This is a genomic window from Nocardioides sp. (assembly GCF_047607365.1).
Classification (GTDB): Bacteria; Actinomycetota; Actinomycetes; order Propionibacteriales; family Nocardioidaceae; genus Nocardioides.
The window spans coordinates 1-16,584 of the sequence record NZ_JASGDD010000249.1; the positions used below are offsets into that span (position 1 = coordinate 1).

Annotated in this window: 16 protein-coding genes and 1 tRNA gene; 9 read left to right on the plus strand and 8 right to left on the minus strand. The window is 69.2% G+C overall.

The genetic code is table 11. The features are described 5' to 3' along the window. The 6 genes from QM572_RS19600 to QM572_RS19625 form a co-directional block, all read right to left on the minus strand. Positions 1-866, minus strand: an 866-nt coding sequence (locus QM572_RS19600) for a serine/threonine-protein kinase (RefSeq protein WP_415095656.1), incomplete at its 3' end; no start/stop codon positions are given. Next, positions 863-2,365, minus strand: a complete 1,503-nt coding sequence (locus tag QM572_RS19605) for a peptidoglycan D,D-transpeptidase FtsI family protein (protein WP_415095657.1) — start codon at positions 2,363-2,365, stop codon at positions 863-865. The genes QM572_RS19605 and QM572_RS19600, both read right to left, overlap by 4 nt. Positions 2,366-2,414: 49 nt before the next feature. Then, entirely contained in the window at positions 2,415-3,839 is a 1,425-nt protein-coding gene (locus QM572_RS19610; protein ID WP_415095658.1) for an FtsW/RodA/SpoVE family cell cycle protein, read from the minus strand. Then, positions 3,839-5,194, minus strand: coding sequence for a PP2C family protein-serine/threonine phosphatase (locus QM572_RS19615; protein WP_415095659.1), 1,356 nt, complete (start codon positions 5,192-5,194; stop codon positions 3,839-3,841). The genes QM572_RS19610 and QM572_RS19615 overlap by 1 nt, the downstream gene beginning before the upstream one ends. Continuing rightward, on the minus strand, positions 5,191-5,667 hold the full coding sequence (locus QM572_RS19620; protein ID WP_415095660.1) for an FHA domain-containing protein: 477 nt from the start codon (positions 5,665-5,667) through the stop codon (positions 5,191-5,193). Before QM572_RS19620 ends, QM572_RS19615 begins: the two co-directional genes overlap by 4 nt. Positions 5,668-5,716: 49 nt before the next feature. Beyond that, positions 5,717-6,424 (minus strand): FhaA domain-containing protein, encoded by a 708-nt coding sequence (locus tag QM572_RS19625; protein ID WP_415095661.1) that lies wholly within the window; start codon positions 6,422-6,424, stop codon positions 5,717-5,719. 190 nt (positions 6,425-6,614) lie between these two features. Between QM572_RS19625 and QM572_RS19630 the strand changes: the two genes are divergently transcribed. From QM572_RS19630 to QM572_RS19665, 8 genes are all read left to right on the plus strand, one after another. Next, positions 6,615-6,697: transfer RNA gene (locus QM572_RS19630), tRNA-Leu, on the plus strand. 449 nt (positions 6,698-7,146) lie between these two features. Beyond that, positions 7,147-7,908, plus strand: coding sequence for a DUF3800 domain-containing protein (locus tag QM572_RS19635; RefSeq protein WP_415095662.1), 762 nt, complete (start codon positions 7,147-7,149; stop codon positions 7,906-7,908). A gap of 163 nt (positions 7,909-8,071) precedes the next feature. Next, positions 8,072-8,323 carry an AbrB/MazE/SpoVT family DNA-binding domain-containing protein gene (locus QM572_RS19640; protein ID WP_415095663.1) on the plus strand — a complete coding sequence of 84 codons (252 nt, stop codon included), beginning with the start codon at positions 8,072-8,074 and terminating at the stop codon, positions 8,321-8,323. Positions 8,324-8,846: 523 nt separating this feature from the next. Then, positions 8,847-9,842: an ABC transporter permease gene (locus QM572_RS19645; RefSeq protein ID WP_415095664.1), complete on the plus strand. Its 996-nt coding sequence runs from the start codon at positions 8,847-8,849 to the stop codon at positions 9,840-9,842. Beyond that, positions 9,839-10,744 (plus strand): ABC transporter permease, encoded by a 906-nt coding sequence (locus tag QM572_RS19650; RefSeq protein ID WP_415095665.1) that lies wholly within the window; start codon positions 9,839-9,841, stop codon positions 10,742-10,744. Before QM572_RS19645 ends, QM572_RS19650 begins: the two co-directional genes overlap by 4 nt. Positions 10,745-10,830: 86 nt before the next feature. Further along, positions 10,831-12,402 (plus strand): ABC transporter substrate-binding protein, encoded by a 1,572-nt coding sequence (locus QM572_RS19655; protein WP_415095666.1) that lies wholly within the window; start codon positions 10,831-10,833, stop codon positions 12,400-12,402. Positions 12,403-12,421: 19 nt separating this feature from the next. Beyond that, complete coding sequence (locus QM572_RS19660) at positions 12,422-13,420, plus strand: ABC transporter ATP-binding protein (protein WP_415095667.1); 999 nt, start codon at positions 12,422-12,424, stop codon at positions 13,418-13,420. Continuing rightward, a complete protein-coding gene (locus QM572_RS19665; RefSeq protein ID WP_415095668.1) occupies positions 13,410-14,390 on the plus strand; it encodes an ABC transporter ATP-binding protein in 981 nt (326 codons plus the stop codon). The genes QM572_RS19660 and QM572_RS19665 overlap by 11 nt, the downstream gene beginning before the upstream one ends. 11 nt (positions 14,391-14,401) lie before the next feature. Here QM572_RS19665 and QM572_RS19670 read toward each other — a convergent pair whose 3' ends face one another. Next, positions 14,402-15,871, minus strand: coding sequence for an MFS transporter (locus QM572_RS19670; RefSeq protein ID WP_415095669.1), 1,470 nt, complete (start codon positions 15,869-15,871; stop codon positions 14,402-14,404). Positions 15,872-15,986: 115 nt separating this feature from the next. On the opposite strand from QM572_RS19670, the gene QM572_RS19675 reads away from it, so the two are divergent. Continuing rightward, a complete protein-coding gene (locus QM572_RS19675) occupies positions 15,987-16,439 on the plus strand; it encodes a MarR family winged helix-turn-helix transcriptional regulator (RefSeq protein WP_415095670.1) in 453 nt (150 codons plus the stop codon). An 11-nt stretch (positions 16,440-16,450) separates the two neighbouring features. On the opposite strand, the gene QM572_RS19680 is transcribed toward QM572_RS19675, so the two are convergent. Further along, positions 16,451-16,584, minus strand: a 134-nt coding sequence (locus tag QM572_RS19680; RefSeq protein ID WP_415095671.1) for an NAD(P)(+) transhydrogenase (Re/Si-specific) subunit beta, incomplete at its 5' end; no start/stop codon positions are given.

Below are 16,584 nucleotides of genomic sequence, written 5' to 3' on the forward strand. Positions count from 1 at the left end.
ACCGGCGGCACCGCCCCGGCGATCGCGGTCGCGGCGGTGGCCGGTCCGGAGCCGCGCAGCGCGGCGGCGAAGGCGTCCCCGTCCGGGTAGCGGGCGGCCGGCTTCTTCGACAGCGCGCGCATCACGATCGCGGCGAGGTCGGCGGGCACGGTGTCGGGGAGCGGCGGGACCTCGTCGTTCAGGTGGGCGAGTGCGGTCGCGACCGCGGTCTCCTTGTCGAAGGGACGCCGGCCGGCGAGGCACTCGTAGGCGACCACGCCGAGCCCGTAGACGTCCGAGGCCGGGGTCGCCGTCTCGCCGCGCGCCTGCTCGGGCGAGAGGTACTGCGGGGTGCCCATCACCGAGCCGGTGCCGGTGAGCGACATCGCCGACAGCGCTCGCGCGATGCCGAAGTCGGTGATCTTCACGGTCCGGTCCGCGGTAACCAGCAGGTTGGCCGGCTTCATGTCGCGGTGCACGATCTGGGCGCGGTGGGCGGCGCCGAGGCCGGTCGCGGCCTGCGCGATGAGATCGCGGACGACGTCGGGGTCCATGCCGTCGCCGCGGCGGATCAGGGCCGACAGCGGCTGCCCGTCGACCAGCTCCATCACGAGGAACGGGCGGGGTACGCCGGCGTCGTCCGCCGCTGACTGGCCGACGTCCCACACGGCGGCGATGTGCGGGTCCGACAGGCTGGCCGCGTGACGGGCCTCGGCCTCGAAGCGCGCCCGGAAGATGCCGTCGCCGGCGTACTCCTGCTTGAGCACCTTGATGGCGACGGGCCGGTCGAGGGCGGTGTCCAGGCCGCGCCAGACCTCGCCCATCCCGCCGGTGGCGATGAGCGAGTCCGCGCGGTAGCGGTTCCCGGGATCGATGAAATAGCTCACTTGAGCACTGCCTCCATGACCGCCTTGGCGATCGGTCCGCCGTACTTGCCGCCCGCGACGTCGTCACGGGGGATGTCGGCGCTCTGGATCATGACCGCGACCGCGACCTTCGCGTTCTCGGCCGGGGCGAAGGAGGTGAACCACGCGTAGGGCGACACGTCGTCCTGGCCCGACTGCGCGGTGCCGGTCTTGCCGGCGACCTTGACACCGGCGATGGCCGCGGGCGAGGCGGTGCCGTCGTCCACGGTGGCGACCATCAGCTTGGTCACCTCGGTCGCGGTGGAGGCGGAGACGGCGCGGGAGAGCTCCTGGGTCTTGCCCTGGTAGACGACGTCGGAGTCCGAGGACTGCACCTCGCCGACGACGTAGGGCTTCATCACGACGCCGTTGTTGGCGATGCCGGCCGCGACCATCGCCATCTGCAGCGGCGTGGCGCGGACCTCGAACTGGCCGAAGCCGGTCTGGCCGGTCTGTGCCTCGTCCATGTCCGTCGGGAAGACCGAGGTCGCGGTCAGCGACTTGCCGTTCGTGCCCTGCAGCTGGTCGAAGTAGGTCTGGTTGAAGCCGAACCCCTCGGCGACCTTCTGCATCCCCTCGGCGCCGACCTCGACCGCCAGCTGGGCGAAGGTGGTGTTGCAGGAGTTCTCCATGGCCTGCTTGAACGGCACGCCCTTGCTGGTGCCGCAGGAGCGGCCCTCGTTGTCGATCAGGCCGGACTCGCCCTTCGTGAGGGGGAGCTGATAGGTGTCGCCGCCCGGGACGGTGGACTCGGCGTCGTACTTGCCCAGGGTCTCGATCGCGGCGGCGGCGGTGACGATCTTGAAGGTCGATCCCGGCGGCAGCGTCATCTGGACCGCCCGGTCGAGCAGTGGCTCGTCCGGATCGGCGTTGAGCTTGTCGTACGCCGCCTGGTTGGCGGGGAAGTCGTGGGAGGAGAGCGTGTTGGGGTCGTAGGTCGGCGTCGTGACGAGGGCGAGGATCCGGCCGGTGCTGGGCTCGATCGCGACCACCGCGCCCTTGACGTCGCCGGGCAGCGCGGTGAGGCCGTCGTACGCCGCCTTCTGCGCCTTCGCGTTGATGGTGAGCTCGACGTTGCCGCCCTTCGGGCCGTCGTTGCCGAGCAGGTCGATCATGCGATTGACGAAGAGCCGGTCGTCGTCCCCGGACAGCACCTGGTTCTGCGACTTCTCCAGGCCGGTCACCGAGCCGCCGTAGCCGAACCAGCCGGTCAGCGGGGAGTAGAGGTAGGGCTTGGCGTAGGTGCGCTGGAACGCATAGGAGTCGTCGGGATCCTCGGACTTCTTGGACTCGGCGATCGCGGTGCGGCCGACGAGCAGCGCGCCGCGCTCACGGGAGTACTCCGCGTCGATGACCCGGCGGTTGCGGGTGTCGGAGTTGTAGCCCCCGGCCGCGTAGTACTGCAGGTAGGTCTGGTTGATCAGCAGCGCGCCGAAGAGGATCCCGAGCAGGATCGAGAGGATGCGGATGGGACGGTTCATGCGGGGTCCCCGCTGATTCGCGAGCGCGGCGAGGGCATCGGTGGGGTGCTCACGAGACGCCTCGGATCACCTGGGTGTTGGTGTCGTCCTGGACCACGACGAGGTCGGGCAGCGGGCGCCGGGCATGGTCGGAGATGCGCAGCAGCAGCGCGATGATCACCCAGTTGGCGACGAGCGAGGAGCCGCCCGAGGAGAGGAACGGCGTGGTCAGGCCGGTGAGCGGGATGAGCCGGGTGACGCCGCCGATGACCGTGAAGACCTGGAGGCCCAGCGACGTGGCGAGGCCGACCGCCATGAGCTTGCCGAAGTCGTCCCGGCTGATCAGCGCCGTCCGCAGGCCGCGCTCGACCAGCAGCGCGTAGAGCACGATGATCGCCATCACCGCGCAGAGGCCGAGCTCCTCGCCGATGCTCGCGATGATGAAGTCGCTCTCGGCGTAGGGCACCCGGGTGGGCCGGCCCTCGCCGAAGCCGCGCCCGATCAGGCCGCCCCAGCTCATCCCGAAGAGTCCCTCGACGAGCTGGCCCGAACCGGGGGAGCGGTCGAAGTACTCCATCGGGTGGAGCCAGATGTCGAACCGGTTCCGGACGTGGGCGAGGAAGCCGATCTTCCCGGAGAGCAGCCAGATCGCGCTGACGCCGACGACGAACAGCACGCCGCCGACCGCCAGCCAGCCCGACCGCTCCGTGGCGACGTAGAGCATCACGATGAAGAGCCCGAAGAAGAGCAGGCCGGAGCCCAGGTCGCGCTGCGACATCAGCACGACCAGGCTCACCAGCCACATGCTGAGGATCGGGCCGAGGTCGCGGCCGCGGGGCAGGTCGATCCCGGCGACCCGGCGCCCGGCCAGCGCCAGGGCGTCGCGGTGGAGCACGAGGTAGCCGGCGAAGGAGATGACGAGCAGCACCTTGGCCACCTCGCCCGGCTGGAAGTTCAGCGACCCGACGTGGATCCAGATCCGGGAGCCGTTGATGTTGCGCCCGATGCCGGGGGCCATCGGCAGCAGGAGGAGTACGACGGCGGCGAGCCCGCTCGTATAGGTCAGCCGTTGCAGGTTGCGATGGTCCGAGATCACCACGAGCGTGGCGATGAAGAGCACGACGCCGAGCGACATCCAGATCAGCTGCCGGGCGGCGAAGTCGTTGTCCTTGCCGACCGCGGCCCGGGCCAGGTCGATGCGGTGGATGACGGCCAGGCCGAGTCCGTTGAGCGCGGCCACGATCGGGAGCAGGACCGGGTCGGCGTAGGGCGCGACGAGCCGGATGGTGATGTGGGCCGCGAGGACGAGGGCGACCAGCCAGCCGCCGTACCGGTAGATGTCGGCGGGGACGCGGTGGTCGACGCCCAGCCCGACCGCGGCGTAGGCGCCGATGCCGACGACCAGCGCGAGCACGAGCAGCACCAGCTCCGCGTTGCGGCGACTGCGGTGGACGAAGCCGGGAGCGGCGACCGACGAGACGGTGAGCGAGGCCATCAGGGCGTCGTCCCGGTCGAGTCCGTGTCGGTCGTGTCGGCCGCCTCCGTCGCGCGGGCGGCGAGCGTGGCGACGTACTTCTCGGCCGCCGCCCTGCTGCCCTGCGCGACGCCGTCGCGGACCTCGGTCGCGTCGAAGTCCGACAGGGCGTCGACCTTCACGCCGGTGGACTCGTACGGCGTGCCGAGCGAGATGCCCACGATGGTGGTCGGCAGACCGCGGTAGATCATCACCTCGTCGCCGCGGACCCCGACGTAGAACTGCCGCTGCGACCAGGCCAGCCCGATCCCGATCAGCGCCCAGAGCAGGCCGAGGGCGACGACGACGAGCAGCAGTCGGCGCACCCAGCGGCCGCCGGACGGCTCCGGCCCCGGCGCGTAGCGCGCGGCCTCGGCGTCGATCGGGTCGTCGAGCCGCGCGCCCTCGGGCAGCGGATCGTCGGCGAAGTCGGTCGGGTCGACCACCTCCAGCTCGCCGGTGTCGCCGCCGCGGTGGCCCTTGAAGATCTTGCGCCGGCGCAGCTCCGCCGCCGCGCCGACCAGCTGCGGGATGGTGTCGACGGGCTCCTCGGCCACGACGTCGGCGACCAGGCAGGTGACGTTGTCGGAGCTGCCCGCGTCGAGGCTCGCGCGGACCAGCTCGACCGCGGCGAAGTCGGGCGTGCCGGTGCCCAGGATGTCGGCGATCCGCAGGTCGGCGAGCGAGCCGCAGACGCCGTCGCTGCAGAACATCAGCCGGTCGCCGGCCTGGAGCGCGATGACGTAGAGGTCGGGCTCCACCTCGCGCTGGCCGTCGATGGCGCGCAGGATCAGGTTGCGATGCGGGTGGTAGCGAGCCTCGTCCTCGGTGATCCGGCCCTCGTCGACCAGCGTCTGCACGAAGGTGTGATCGTGGCTGATCTGGCTGAGGTCGCCCTCGCGGAGGAGGTAGGCGCGGGAGTCGCCCACGTGGCCGACCGCCAGGCGCGCACCGTCGAAGAGCCCGACCGTGGCGGTGGTGCTGGTGCTCGACAGCGACGGGTCGGCCTCGACCAGCTCGGCGATCCGGTCGTGCGCGCGGTGCAGGGCGCCGGCGACCTGGGTGAGGAGGTCCTCGTCGGTGTGCTCGGGGGGCGGGGCGTTGTCGAGGTTGCGGATCTGGGTCAGGGCGGTGCTGCTCGCGAGGTCTCCCCGGGCCGCGCCCCCGACGCCGTCGCAGACCGCGAGCAGCCAGGGGCCGGCGTACCCGCTGTCCTGGTTGTCCTTGCGGATCCGGCCGACGTCGCTGATCGCGGCGAACCGGAGGTGGAGGGGCTCTGTCGTCTCCGTCGGCTCCTCCGGCGTCGCGCTCTGAGATGTCCCGGATGCCTCCGTCATCGACGCAGCTCCAGGATGGTCTTGCCGATCCGGACCTGGGTGCCGAGGGTGAGGGTCGTCGGCTGGGTGAGGCGGACGGTGCCGATGTAGGTGCCGTTGGTGGAGCCGAGGTCCTCGACGAACCACGTGTCGCCGTTGGTGGCGATCCGCGCGTGGCGGGTGGAGACGTAGTCGTCGTCGAGCCGGATCGCCGCGTCGGAGCCGCGGCCGATGAGGATCGGCGCCTCGGACAGCTCCGCCCGATCGCCCTTGTTGGCGCCCTGGACCACGAGCACGTGGGTCGGGACGCCGCGCTTCGGCGTACGCGCCTTGGGCTGCTTCGCCTGTTTCGCCTGCTTGCGGCCGGAGGCGGCGGTGCCGGCGACCCGGGCGCCGAAGAGATCGCTGCGCAGCACGCTCACCGTGGAGAGCACGAAGATCCACAGGATCGCCAGGAAGGCGATCTTGATGAGGAAGAGGGTCAGCTCGCTCATCCGGGGTCCCTGCCGGTTCGGGAGCGCAGCGAGCGAAGCGGTGGGGTGGTCATGGTGTGGGCTCCTCGAGCAGACGGACCGTGAGCACGGTGTGGCCGACCTTCACCTCGGTCCCGTCGTCGGCGACCGAGCTCTGCATCCGCTGCCCGTTGACCAGGATGCCGTTGGTGGAGCCGAGGTCGTGGACCTCGATGCGGGGGATCGGCCCGCGACCGGTGACCCGGAACTCGACGTGCCGGCGGCTCACGCCGGGGTCGTTGATCCGCACGTCGGCCTCCGAGCCACGGCCGACGACGATGCTGGTGTCCAGCGGGTGGCGCGTCCCGTTCACCTCCAGTACGGCGTGCGCGCGGGTCAGCCGGGTCTCGCTGGCGTCGCCGCTGACCTGGGCCTTGGCGCCGCTGCGGATGCGGAAGCGCCCGGTGGTGAGGTCGGGGGCGTCGGCGAAGTCGATGCTGATCGGGCCCGGGAAGACATAGCCCTGCGCCTCGGCGTGCTCGTGGAGCTGGTTGCTCAGGTCGGACTCCAGCGCGCTGTCGTACGGCCGCAGCCGCTCGAGGTCGGTGCTGCTGAGCTCGACGTGGAAATCGTTGGGCACGAGCTTGCGCTGGCGGGAGAGCACCTGGGCGTTGTTGTCGCACTCGCGCTGGAGGGCCGCGGCGATCTCGACCGGCTGGACCGCGCTGCGGAACGCCTTGGCGAAGACGCCGGAGACGAGGGACTCGAGGCGCTGCTCGAACCGCTGCAGTGCGCTCATGGCGCCTCCTCTCTGCCCGCTCTCTGCCGCTGTCTGCCTGTCGCCCCAGCGGTGCGTCCAGGCACGCGCCACGAGCCCGACGTGGGGGCCCCGGGCTTCGCTCGATCGTATCCACACTGCGCGAGGTCGGTCGGGACCCGCGCCGGTTTGGGTGGGCAACGGCCGCTCCGCTAGTCTGAGCAGGCTTCTCGCGCGAGTGGCGGAACGGCAGACGCGCTGGCTTCAGGTGCCAGTATCCGAAAGGGTGTGGGGGTTCAAATCCCCCCTCGCGCACAGATGGGTGGTTAACAAAACCATCCGAAGTGTTTTGACAGAACGGCTGGCCAGGGAGACCTGGCCGGCCGTTCTGCTGTTTTCGGGGCTCTCCGGCGGGGTCTGGAGCGGTCGGTCGCCGGCCGCTCGGGCGCCGCGCTGGTGGGCCATCAGATCGTGAGCTGTGCGGAGGCCGTGCTCGAAGAGAGGAAGCCAGAAGTTCGCTGGCGTGAGCTTGGTGATGGTCTCTTGTATGGAGTTCATCGGTGCCTTGCTCGTGACACCGAGTTCATCGAGTTTATCCCGGCCAAGAGAGCAGAGAGTGTCGGCGACGGCCAACGCGCTGCGGTCGATGCCCGTGTAGTCCATGCTCGCGATGTTACGAGTGCGCCAGACGACCGCTGCGTGCAGCGAACTGCCGCTCAGCGTGGCGTCGGCAAATTCCTGTCCATGCAAGCCAACATTCGAAGGTGCTTCTGGCGTACATCGACGAGAGCGGCAACACCGGTGCCGTGAGCGGTGGCGCGTCGCTGACCTACACCCTCGGCTGCGTGCTCGTCGATGCTGACATCTGGCCCGACGCCTTCGATCAACTTCTCGACTTCAGACGCCGTGTCAAGGACAAGTTCGGTGTGCACATGCGCGCCGAGATCAAGGCGAACTACCTCCTGCGCAACTCCGGCGACCTGCGGCCTTACGCCCTTGGGCCCGACGCGCGCCGGATCATCTACCGGGCCCATATGTCGGTGCTCGCGCAGTTGCCCGCCCGCGCGTTCGCGGTGGTCATCGATAAGCGCAACCAGCCCGAGTTGACCCCGACGGAGTACTTCGACCTCGCTTGGGAGACGCTGCTGCAACGGCTGGAGCGCACGAGCTACTACGAGAAGGCGACCTTCGCCGTCTTCCACGACGAAGGAGAGGACGACGCCATACGCCGGTGGGTGCGACGATCTCGCCGGCACTTGACCTCCGGACGAGCGTTCGGGCCGGGTTCCTCGAACAACCCTGCACGGCGTCTGGTCGACGATCCGGTCCCGCGGCGATCCGACCAGTCGTACTTCATCCAGATGGCCGACCTCGTTGCCTACGCCGCGTTCCGTGCCGTAGTGCCGCCTGGTCCAAGTATTGCTCGCGTCTGCCCCGACACCATGTGGGACGTCATCGGCCCCGCGACCCACACCGCAGTCTCCAAGGTGAAGCCGCGGTCCAAGCCGGGCATCGTGCTGCGCTGACAGAAGCAAAGGGCCCCCTGGTTTCCCAGGGGGCGGAAAGTGCCTAACCGGGCCAAGTGGGCCCGGGTCAGCCCTTACGTCCCACCGTAGACACCCGCGCCCACATCGACGCGCTCTCATGCGGCGTGTTGTAAAAAATGTAAACCAACCGCACTCTTGAGTCGTGGGATCTCTGGACGGACCGCATCCGCTGAGCGCGAAGCTCCAGCTCCGCCTGCCCATCCGCCTAGCCCGACAACTGAACATCGAGGGCGGGGACCTCTTCTACTGGCGTGTGAGCGACGACCTCCCCGGGGCGCTCCAGTTGCTCCCGGCAGAAGTCGTCGAGCGCAGATACTCGACCGGTGAGCGCCTCGAGGCCCTTGATCACGAGGTCGCGACCGAGCTCCCGATCCGCGACGAACCTGGCAGCTGACCTGGCCCCTCAGCTTGTCCAACAACTTGTGGAGCGGCAGGTTCTTGAGGGCGATGGCCAGCGGGCTGGGCGAAGGGACTCCGAGCTCGTCGAGACTGCCGCGTTCCTGTAGGCCAGCGACTTCTGTCATCTACCCACAGATCATGAGCCCCCGGGCCTGCGGTGACGCAGGCCCGGGGGTCCTTTCTTTGTGTCTGGTGCCCAGGCTCCGCGCCGCTCCGGCCGGTGCCCGGTTTCCCCCTCCTCGGCGCAGTGGGGCCTCCACGGTTTCGTAGAGCGCAACGAATAAGCGCCTTGAGCACACTGCCGCTCGGTGCCCCGCGACGTCCGGAAACGCTCTTCCCGCGTGCCACAGCACCCCTTGACAACCTGTGTGATGCGCAACACACTTCAGATATTCCGTTATAGAACACATATGTTCCTTTAAACGGAACGCCAGCGAATCGTCTCTCTCGGCAGCCCGGACAAGGAGTTCACGTGTTGATCCAGTGTGTGCCGTCGGTCCCGCAGTGGGGGTCCCGCCATGTGGTCTAACCTCCGCCGACGGGTCGGCTACGCACTGCTGGTCATCTTCCTGGTGACGGTGGGCGTGCGGGCCCTGATGAGCCTCGCGCCCGGATCCATCGCCGAGGTCGTCCTCGGCGAGGCGGCGACGCCGGAGAACGTCGCGGAGCTCAACAAGGAGCTCGGCTTCGACCGCTCCTTCTTCGTCCAGTACGGCGACTGGCTGGCCCACGCCGTACGAGGGGATCTCGGCACCTCGCCGATCAGCCACCTGGGTGTCACCGACGCGATCCTGCAGCGCCTGCCGATCACACTGGAGCTGGCGGCACTGGCCCTGATCATCGCCCTGCTCGTCTCGATCCCGCTGGCGGTCCTCTCCGCCTCCTTCCCGAACCGGGGGGTGGACCGTGCGATCAACGCGGTGACGTCGGTCTTCCTCTCCGTGCCGGCCTTCGTGGCCGGGCCGATCCTGGTCTACTTCTTCGCGGTCAACCTGAAGGTCCTCCCCGCTCTGGGCTGGTCGCCGCTCTCGGGCGGCATCGGCCCGAACCTTCGGAGCGCCCTGCTGCCCGCCGTCGCGGTGGCCCTGACGGAGATCGCGGCGTTCCACCGGGTGCTGCGCGCGGACCTGATCGGCACGCTCCGTGAGGACTTCGTCGCGGCGGCCAGGGCCAAGGGGCTGTCACGGGCCTACGTGATGTTTCGGCACGCGTTCCGGCCCTCCTCCTTCGCGCTCCTCACGATCTCGGGGCTCAGCCTCGCTCGCCTGATCGGCGGCACGATCATCGTGGAGACGCTCTTCGTGCTGCCCGGGCTCGGCCAGCTCATCTCCAACTCGATCATCCAGCGCGACGTGATCACGGTCCAGGGAGTCGTCACCTTCATCGCGGTCACCTTCGTCGTGATCAACATGCTGGTCGACGTCGGCTACGGCCTGATCGACCCGCGGGTGCGCCGCGGCCCGCGGGCCAAGCGCGCCGCCCGGCCGGCGGTGCGGAAGGCGGTGGCGGCATGAGCGCCCTCGCCAAGCCTGCCTCGGTGGGACGGAGCCGTCGTCCGACGAACGCCGCGAGCCGGATCCCGGTCGTGCCGACGGCCAAGCGGCAGTGGTCGGTCCTGGTCTGGTTCTCCTATGCATGGATCGCGCTGCTGATCCTGCTGGCGGTCTTCGCCTCGGTCCTCCCGATCCCGGCCGTCGACGCCGTCGTCGGCACTCCACGTCAGAGTCCCGGCTTCGGCTCGATCGACACCCTGCTCGGGACCGACGGCACCGGCCGATCGCTCCTCTCCCGGACGATCTTCGGCGGCCAGGTCTCACTGGTGGTCGGCAGCGCCTCGGCGGCCGGCGGCGTCCTGCTCGGCACCTTCCTGGGTCTGCTGGCCGGCTACTTCCGTGGCTGGGTCGACTGGCTGGTCTGCCTGGTCGCCGACGTGCTGCTCTCGTTCCCGGCGCTGGTGCTGCTGCTCGCGATCACCGCGATCTTCTCGCCCAGCGTGCCCACCCTGCTGATCGGTCTCGCCCTCACGAGCACGCCGACCTTCATCCGGCTGGCGCGGGCCAACACCATGGCCTGGTCGAGCCGCGAGTTCGTCCGCGCCGCCAAGAACATGGGTGCCACGAACGGGCGCATCCTGGTGCGCGAGGTCCTCCCCAACGTCGTGCCGACCCTCGCGGCCTATCTTCCGCTCGTCGTCGCGGCGCTCATCGTCGCCGAGGGCTCGTTGAGCTTCCTCGGACTCGGCATCCCGCCGCCCACCCCCAGCTGGGGAGGAATGATCAACGCGGGCGCGACCGAGCTGCGTACGTCGCCTCACCTGGTCTTCGTACCGGCGGCTGTCCTCTTCGTCACCGTGTTCGCGCTCAACCAGGCGGGCGAGCACCTCCGGCACCGGTTCGACCGGACGCTCCAGGACTGATCCCAGCACCGACTCGGCTGACGTCGTACGACGTCGGCTGCCCCCGACCGCCCACTCCGGGCTCATAAGAGAAAGACAGAGATATCGTGATCTCACGAACGAAATCAGCGCTGATTGCGACCGCCGCCGCGGCGACGCTCCTGCTGGCTGCTTGCGGGGGCAGCGACACGAGCAGCGGTGGCACGGGCGGGAACCAGGCCGACGGCGATCCGGTCGAGGGCGGCACCATGCGTGTGCTCGAGGTGGCCCAGCCGACCGGCTTCGACCCGGTGCAGGTCTTCAGCTCCACCTCGATGCCGGTCACCTTCACCGCCCTGTACGGCCAGTTCGTCAAGGCGAACTCCGAGACCGGTGGCTACGACTGCGTGATGTGCAAGTCCTTCACCACCAGCGACGGCGGTGCGACCTGGGACGTCGTCATGCCGGAGGGCCTGACCTTCACCGACGGCACGCCGGTGAACGCCGAGGCGATCAAGTTCAACTGGGACCGGATGAAGGACCCGAAGCTCGGCTCCGCGAGCGCCGGCATCGCCAGCGAGATCGACCACATCGAGGTCGTCGACGACCTCACGGCGAAGCTGCACATGGTCAAGCCGGAGCCCGGCTTCATCGGCCTGATGCCGATCTACTCGCTGCAGTGGATTGCCTCCCCGACCGCCTTGCAGAAGGGCCAGGAGGCGTTCAACAAGAACCCGATCGGCGCCGGCCCGTTCGTCTTCGAGTCCTGGACCCAGGGCGGCACGCTCAAGCTGAAGAAGAACCCGGACTACGCCGGTACGCCGGCGCACCTGGACGCTCTCGAGATCCAGGGCGTCAGCGACGACGCCCAGCGGCTCAACGCGATCGTCTCCGGTCAGGCCGACATGATCATGAACTCGAGCGCGTCGACCTTCGCCGAGTCGAAGGCGGCCGGACTGACCAACGAGATCTACACCTTCAACGGCGGCGTCGGCTTCATGCTCAACACCTCCAAGGCGCCGTTCGACGACGTGCGCGCCCGGCAGGCCGTCGCCTACGCGCTCGACCTGGACCAGCTGTCGGATGCGATCAACCGCGGCAACGGCTCCGCCCCGGAGACTCTCTTCAAGAAGGAGTCCCCCTTCTACGAGGACATCCCGCTGCACACCTACGACGCGGACAAGGCCCAGAAGCTCTTCGACGAGCTGGCGGCCGAGGGCAAGCCGTTGGAGTTCAAGTACACGGTCTTCCCCGGTGTCGGGTCGGCGACGTTCGACGCGCTCCAGGCGCAGCTCGCCAAGTACAAGAACGTGAAGGTCACCGCCGACCAGCGCGACACCTCCGAGCAGGGCGTCGTCACGACCACGGGCGACTACGACATGGCGACGTCGTCGCTCGCCTTCGTCGACCCGGCCTCCCGGCTCTGGGGCACTCTCAGTGGTGAGGCTGACCGGACTAACTACTCCCGGATCAACGACGCGGACATGAACAAGGCGCTGGACGCGGCGCTCGCCTCGGTCGACGACGTCGACGCTCAGAAGGAGCAGTACAAGATCGTCCAGGAGCGTCTGGCGGACCAGGTGCCGTACATCCTGTTCCAGGACTTCCTGAACGGCGCCATCCTCACCAGCAAGGTCGGCGGGGTGACGATGTACGGCTACACCACGCCGGCAGCGGTCGACCTCTGGATCAAGTCCTGACACGAAGGCAGGTTCGGTGATGAGCGACGACTCACTGCTCCAGGTCCGCGATCTCCATGCCTACATCGGCTCCCCTCGGGGGGTGGTGAAGGCGGTCGACGGCGTGAGCTTCGACCTGTGCGCCGGTGAGGCGCTCGGGGTGGTCGGCGAGTCCGGATCGGGCAAGTCCGTGATGGCCCGAGCGGTGATGGGCCTGATGCCGACGCGGTCGGCACGGACCGGAGACGTGCTCTTCAAGGGCCGTGACCTCCTCGGGCTCCGGAAGAAGGAGCTCGAGGAGGTCTGGGGCAAGCAGATCGCGATGGTCTTCCAGGATCCGGGCCGGTCGCTCAACCCCGTGGTGCGCATCGATCGGCAGCTGACCGAGGGGATGCGCCGGCACCTCGGGGTGTCGCGCTCGGAGGCGCAGACGCGGGCCCTCGCCCTCCTGAAGGAGGTCGGGGTGCCGGATCCGGAGCGCCGGCTGCGGGCCTTCCCGCACGAGCTGTCCGGAGGCATGCGCCAGCGCGTCATGATCGCGGTCGCGCTGGCGTGCGAGCCTGACCTCCTGATCGCGGACGAGCCCACGACGGCGCTCGACGTCACCATCCAGCGACAGGTCCTCGACCTGCTCCGCCGGGTGCAGACCGAGCGCGACATGTCGCTGATGCTGATCTCGCACGACCTGCACGTCGTCGCCGGCCGCACCGATCGCACGGCGGTGATGTACGCCGGCCGGCTCGGCGAGATCGGCACGAGCCGGGAGGTCTTCCAGCACGCTCAGCACCAGTACACGCACGCGCTGCTGGCCGCGACGCCGACGATCGACCAGGAGCGACACGGACTGCTCAACGTCATTCCCGGATCGCTGCCGTCCCCGACCGACCCGCCTCCGGGATGTCGTTTCGCGCCGCGCTGCGGGGCGGCGACCGATGCCTGCCTCGTCGGACAGCCGCCGATGGTCGAGATCCGCGCGGGGCACGCCGTCGCGTGCCTGAACCCCGTCGATGCGAAGGAGGCCGAGTTCGTTGGCCGGTAGTGGAAGCGCGCACCTGCGCGGTGACTCGGCGATCCTCTCGGTCGAGGATCTCGAGGTGGAGTACCAGACGCCGAGAGGCAGCTTCAAGGCGGTCGACGGCGTCAGCTTCGACCTCCTGCCCGGTGAGACGCTCGGCATCGTGGGCGAGTCCGGGTGTGGGAAGTCGACGACGGGGCGAGCCGTCCTCCGGCTCGATCCCATCGCGGGAGGCCACGTCCGCTACCGCGAGGAGTCGATCGAGGACGCCTCGCACGCCCGGATGCGCGAGCTGCGCCGCGACATGCAGATGATCTTCCAGGACCCGGTCAGCTCGTTGAACCCGCGGCGCGTGGTCAAGGACGTCGTCACCGAGGGCCTGACCGTCGCCGGAACCCCGAAGAAGGAGCGCCAGGCGCTCGCTCCCGAGCTCCTGACCCAGGTCGGGCTGCCGAGCGAGCGGTTCGCCGACATGCTGCCGCGTCAGCTCTCGGGCGGCCAGGCGCAGCGCGTCGCCATCGGGCGTGCGCTCGCGGTCCGTCCCGGGCTCCTCATCTGCGACGAGCCCGTGTCCGCGCTCGACGTCTCCGTCCAGGCCCAGATCCTCAATCTGCTCGAGGAGCTGAAGGCGAAGTACGAGCTCACCATCGTCTTCATCGCGCACGACCTCGGAGTCGTCCGCAGCTTCAGCGACAACGTGCTGGTGATGTACCTCGGGAAGACCTGCGAGTTCGGCGACTCCCTCGAGGTCTATGAGCGGCCGGCGCACCCCTACACCCGCGGCCTCCTCGACTCGGTGCCCTCACCGGAGGACGAGGGGGGATTCGCCGGTCCCGCGCTGACCGGCGACATCCCCTCTCCCCTGAACCCGCCCTCCGGATGCCGCTTCCGGGCCCGCTGCCCGATCGCCCAGGATGTCTGCAGCGTCGAGGAGCCCGAGATGCGGGAGGTACGTCCCCGGCAGTTCGCCGCCTGTCACTTCCCCCTGGACTGAGCCGGAGCCGGCTACGCCTCGAGCGGCTCGGTCGCCGGGTGCTCGATTCGGGACTCGGCAGTCCGACTCGCGCGGGTGGGGATGGTCAGCGCGACGAGCGCGGCAGCCACCGCCGCGACGGCCCCGATCACGAAGCCGGTCGTGAAGCCGCCCTTGCTCGGCAGGGTGACGCCTCCGACGTCGGTGGTCATCTGCGCCAGCACGACTCCGACCATCGCCGAGGAGACCGACGTCCCCACCGAGCGCATCAGGGTGTTGAAGCTGTTGGCCGATGCCGTCTCCGAGAGCGGCACCGATCCCATGATGAGGGCCGGCATCGCGCCGTACGCCAGAGCGACACCGCTGCTGCCGACGGCGACCGCGATCGCCAGACCCCAGGTCGAGGACATCAGCGTCATCGCGAGGAGATAGCCGACCGCGATGACGACGGCGCCCAGGGCGAGCGTGATCCGTGGACCCCTCGCGCGGGAGATCCGGGCGCCCAGGGGCGACATCACGAACATCATGATGCCGCCGGGCGCCATCCAGAGGCCCATCTGGAGCATGTCCTGGCCGAGGCCGTAGCCGGTGCTCGTCGGAAGCTGGAGGAGCTGTGGGACGATGAGCGACTGGGCGTACATCGCGAGGCCGATGACGAGCGAGGCGACGTTCGTCAGGAGTACGACGGGCGTCGCCGTGACGCGAAGGTCGACCAGCGGGTCTGTGACGCGCAGCTCGAACCAGCCCCAGGCGAGCAGGACGACGAGGGCGGCGGCCAGCAGACCCAGGGTGAGGGGGCTGTCCCAGCCCCAGTCGGCGCCCTTGGAGACTCCGAGCAGGAAGCAGACCAGGCCGATCGTCAGGCCGACCCCGCCGATGAGGTCGAAGCTCCCCGAGGCGCTGATCGGGGTCGCCGGGATGAGAGCCAGGATGAGCAGCAGGACGACGACGGCGAGCCCGGTGGCGGCCCAGAAGAGGACGCGCCAGTTGGAGTGCTCGGCGACCGCGGCTGCCAGAGGGAGCCCGAAGGCGCTGCCGATGCCCATCGAGGCGCTCATCAGCGCGATCGAGGAGCCCAGCTTCTCGGCCGGCAGGAGGTCGCGCATCGCGCTGATGCCGAGCGGGACCAGGCCCATGCCGGCGCCCTGGAGGGCGCGGCCCACCAGCATCGGCGTCAGCGAGGTGGCGACGGCGCAGAGGACCGAGCCGACGATCAGGACCGCCGCGCAGACCAGCATCATCCGCCGCTTGCCGTACAGATCGCCGAGCCGGCCGCTGATCGGCGTCGCGACCGCCGCGGAGAGCAGGGTCGCCGTGATCACCCAGGAGGCGTTCGCGGCGGAGGTGTCGAGCAGCTCGGGGAGCTGGCCGATGAGCGGGACGACGATCGTCTGCATGAGCGCAGCCGTGATGCCCGCGTAGGCGAGGACCGCCACCACGGCGCCGGGCCGAGGCGCTCGTGTCTCCGCGACAGGGAGAGAGGCAGGGGAGATGGAAGACATGTCATGCACTATACAACAACAATGTACTATGCACATAACATGCAGACTGCAATGCGAGTAAGGTCACGTGGCGACGGACCGATGAGGAGGCGGTGTGACACGCGATTCCCCTGACGTGACCCGAGCGATCGAGGCGATCGAGTTCGAGTCGATGCTCCTGGGACGTCACCTCAGCCCGATGAAGCCGCACGCCGACGGTCTCCAGCGACTGGAGCGGAGCGCGCGGACGCTGCTCGCCCGGCTGGTGCTCGAGGGGCCGATGTCGGTGCCCCAGCTGAGTGAGGCCTTCGGCCTCGACGCGTCGACGCTGAGCCGTCAGACCAACGCCATGATCAAGGCGGGCCTCATCGAGCGCATCGCCGATCTCGGCGGCGGGCTCGCGCGCAAGCTCCAGGTCACCGAGGAGGGCCGGCGCCGACTCGCCGAGGAGCGGCAGGCGAACGTCGCGGGGATGCGCGGCGTCTTCGAGCACTGGTCGCCCGAGGAGCTCAGCACGCTCGCCCGGCTGATGCGGAAGTACAACTCCGACATCGAGCGGCGCGAGGGAAGGTCCTGGCCCCGGCCGTAGTGGCCGCCGGGTCAGGTTTTGATGGGGAGGGTGTTGAGGATGTCGGTGATCTTGTCTTTGGCGTCGCCGAAGAGCATGTGGGTGTTGTCGCGGAAGAAGAGGGGGTTCTGTACTCCGGCGTAGCCGGCGGCCATGGAGCGTTTGA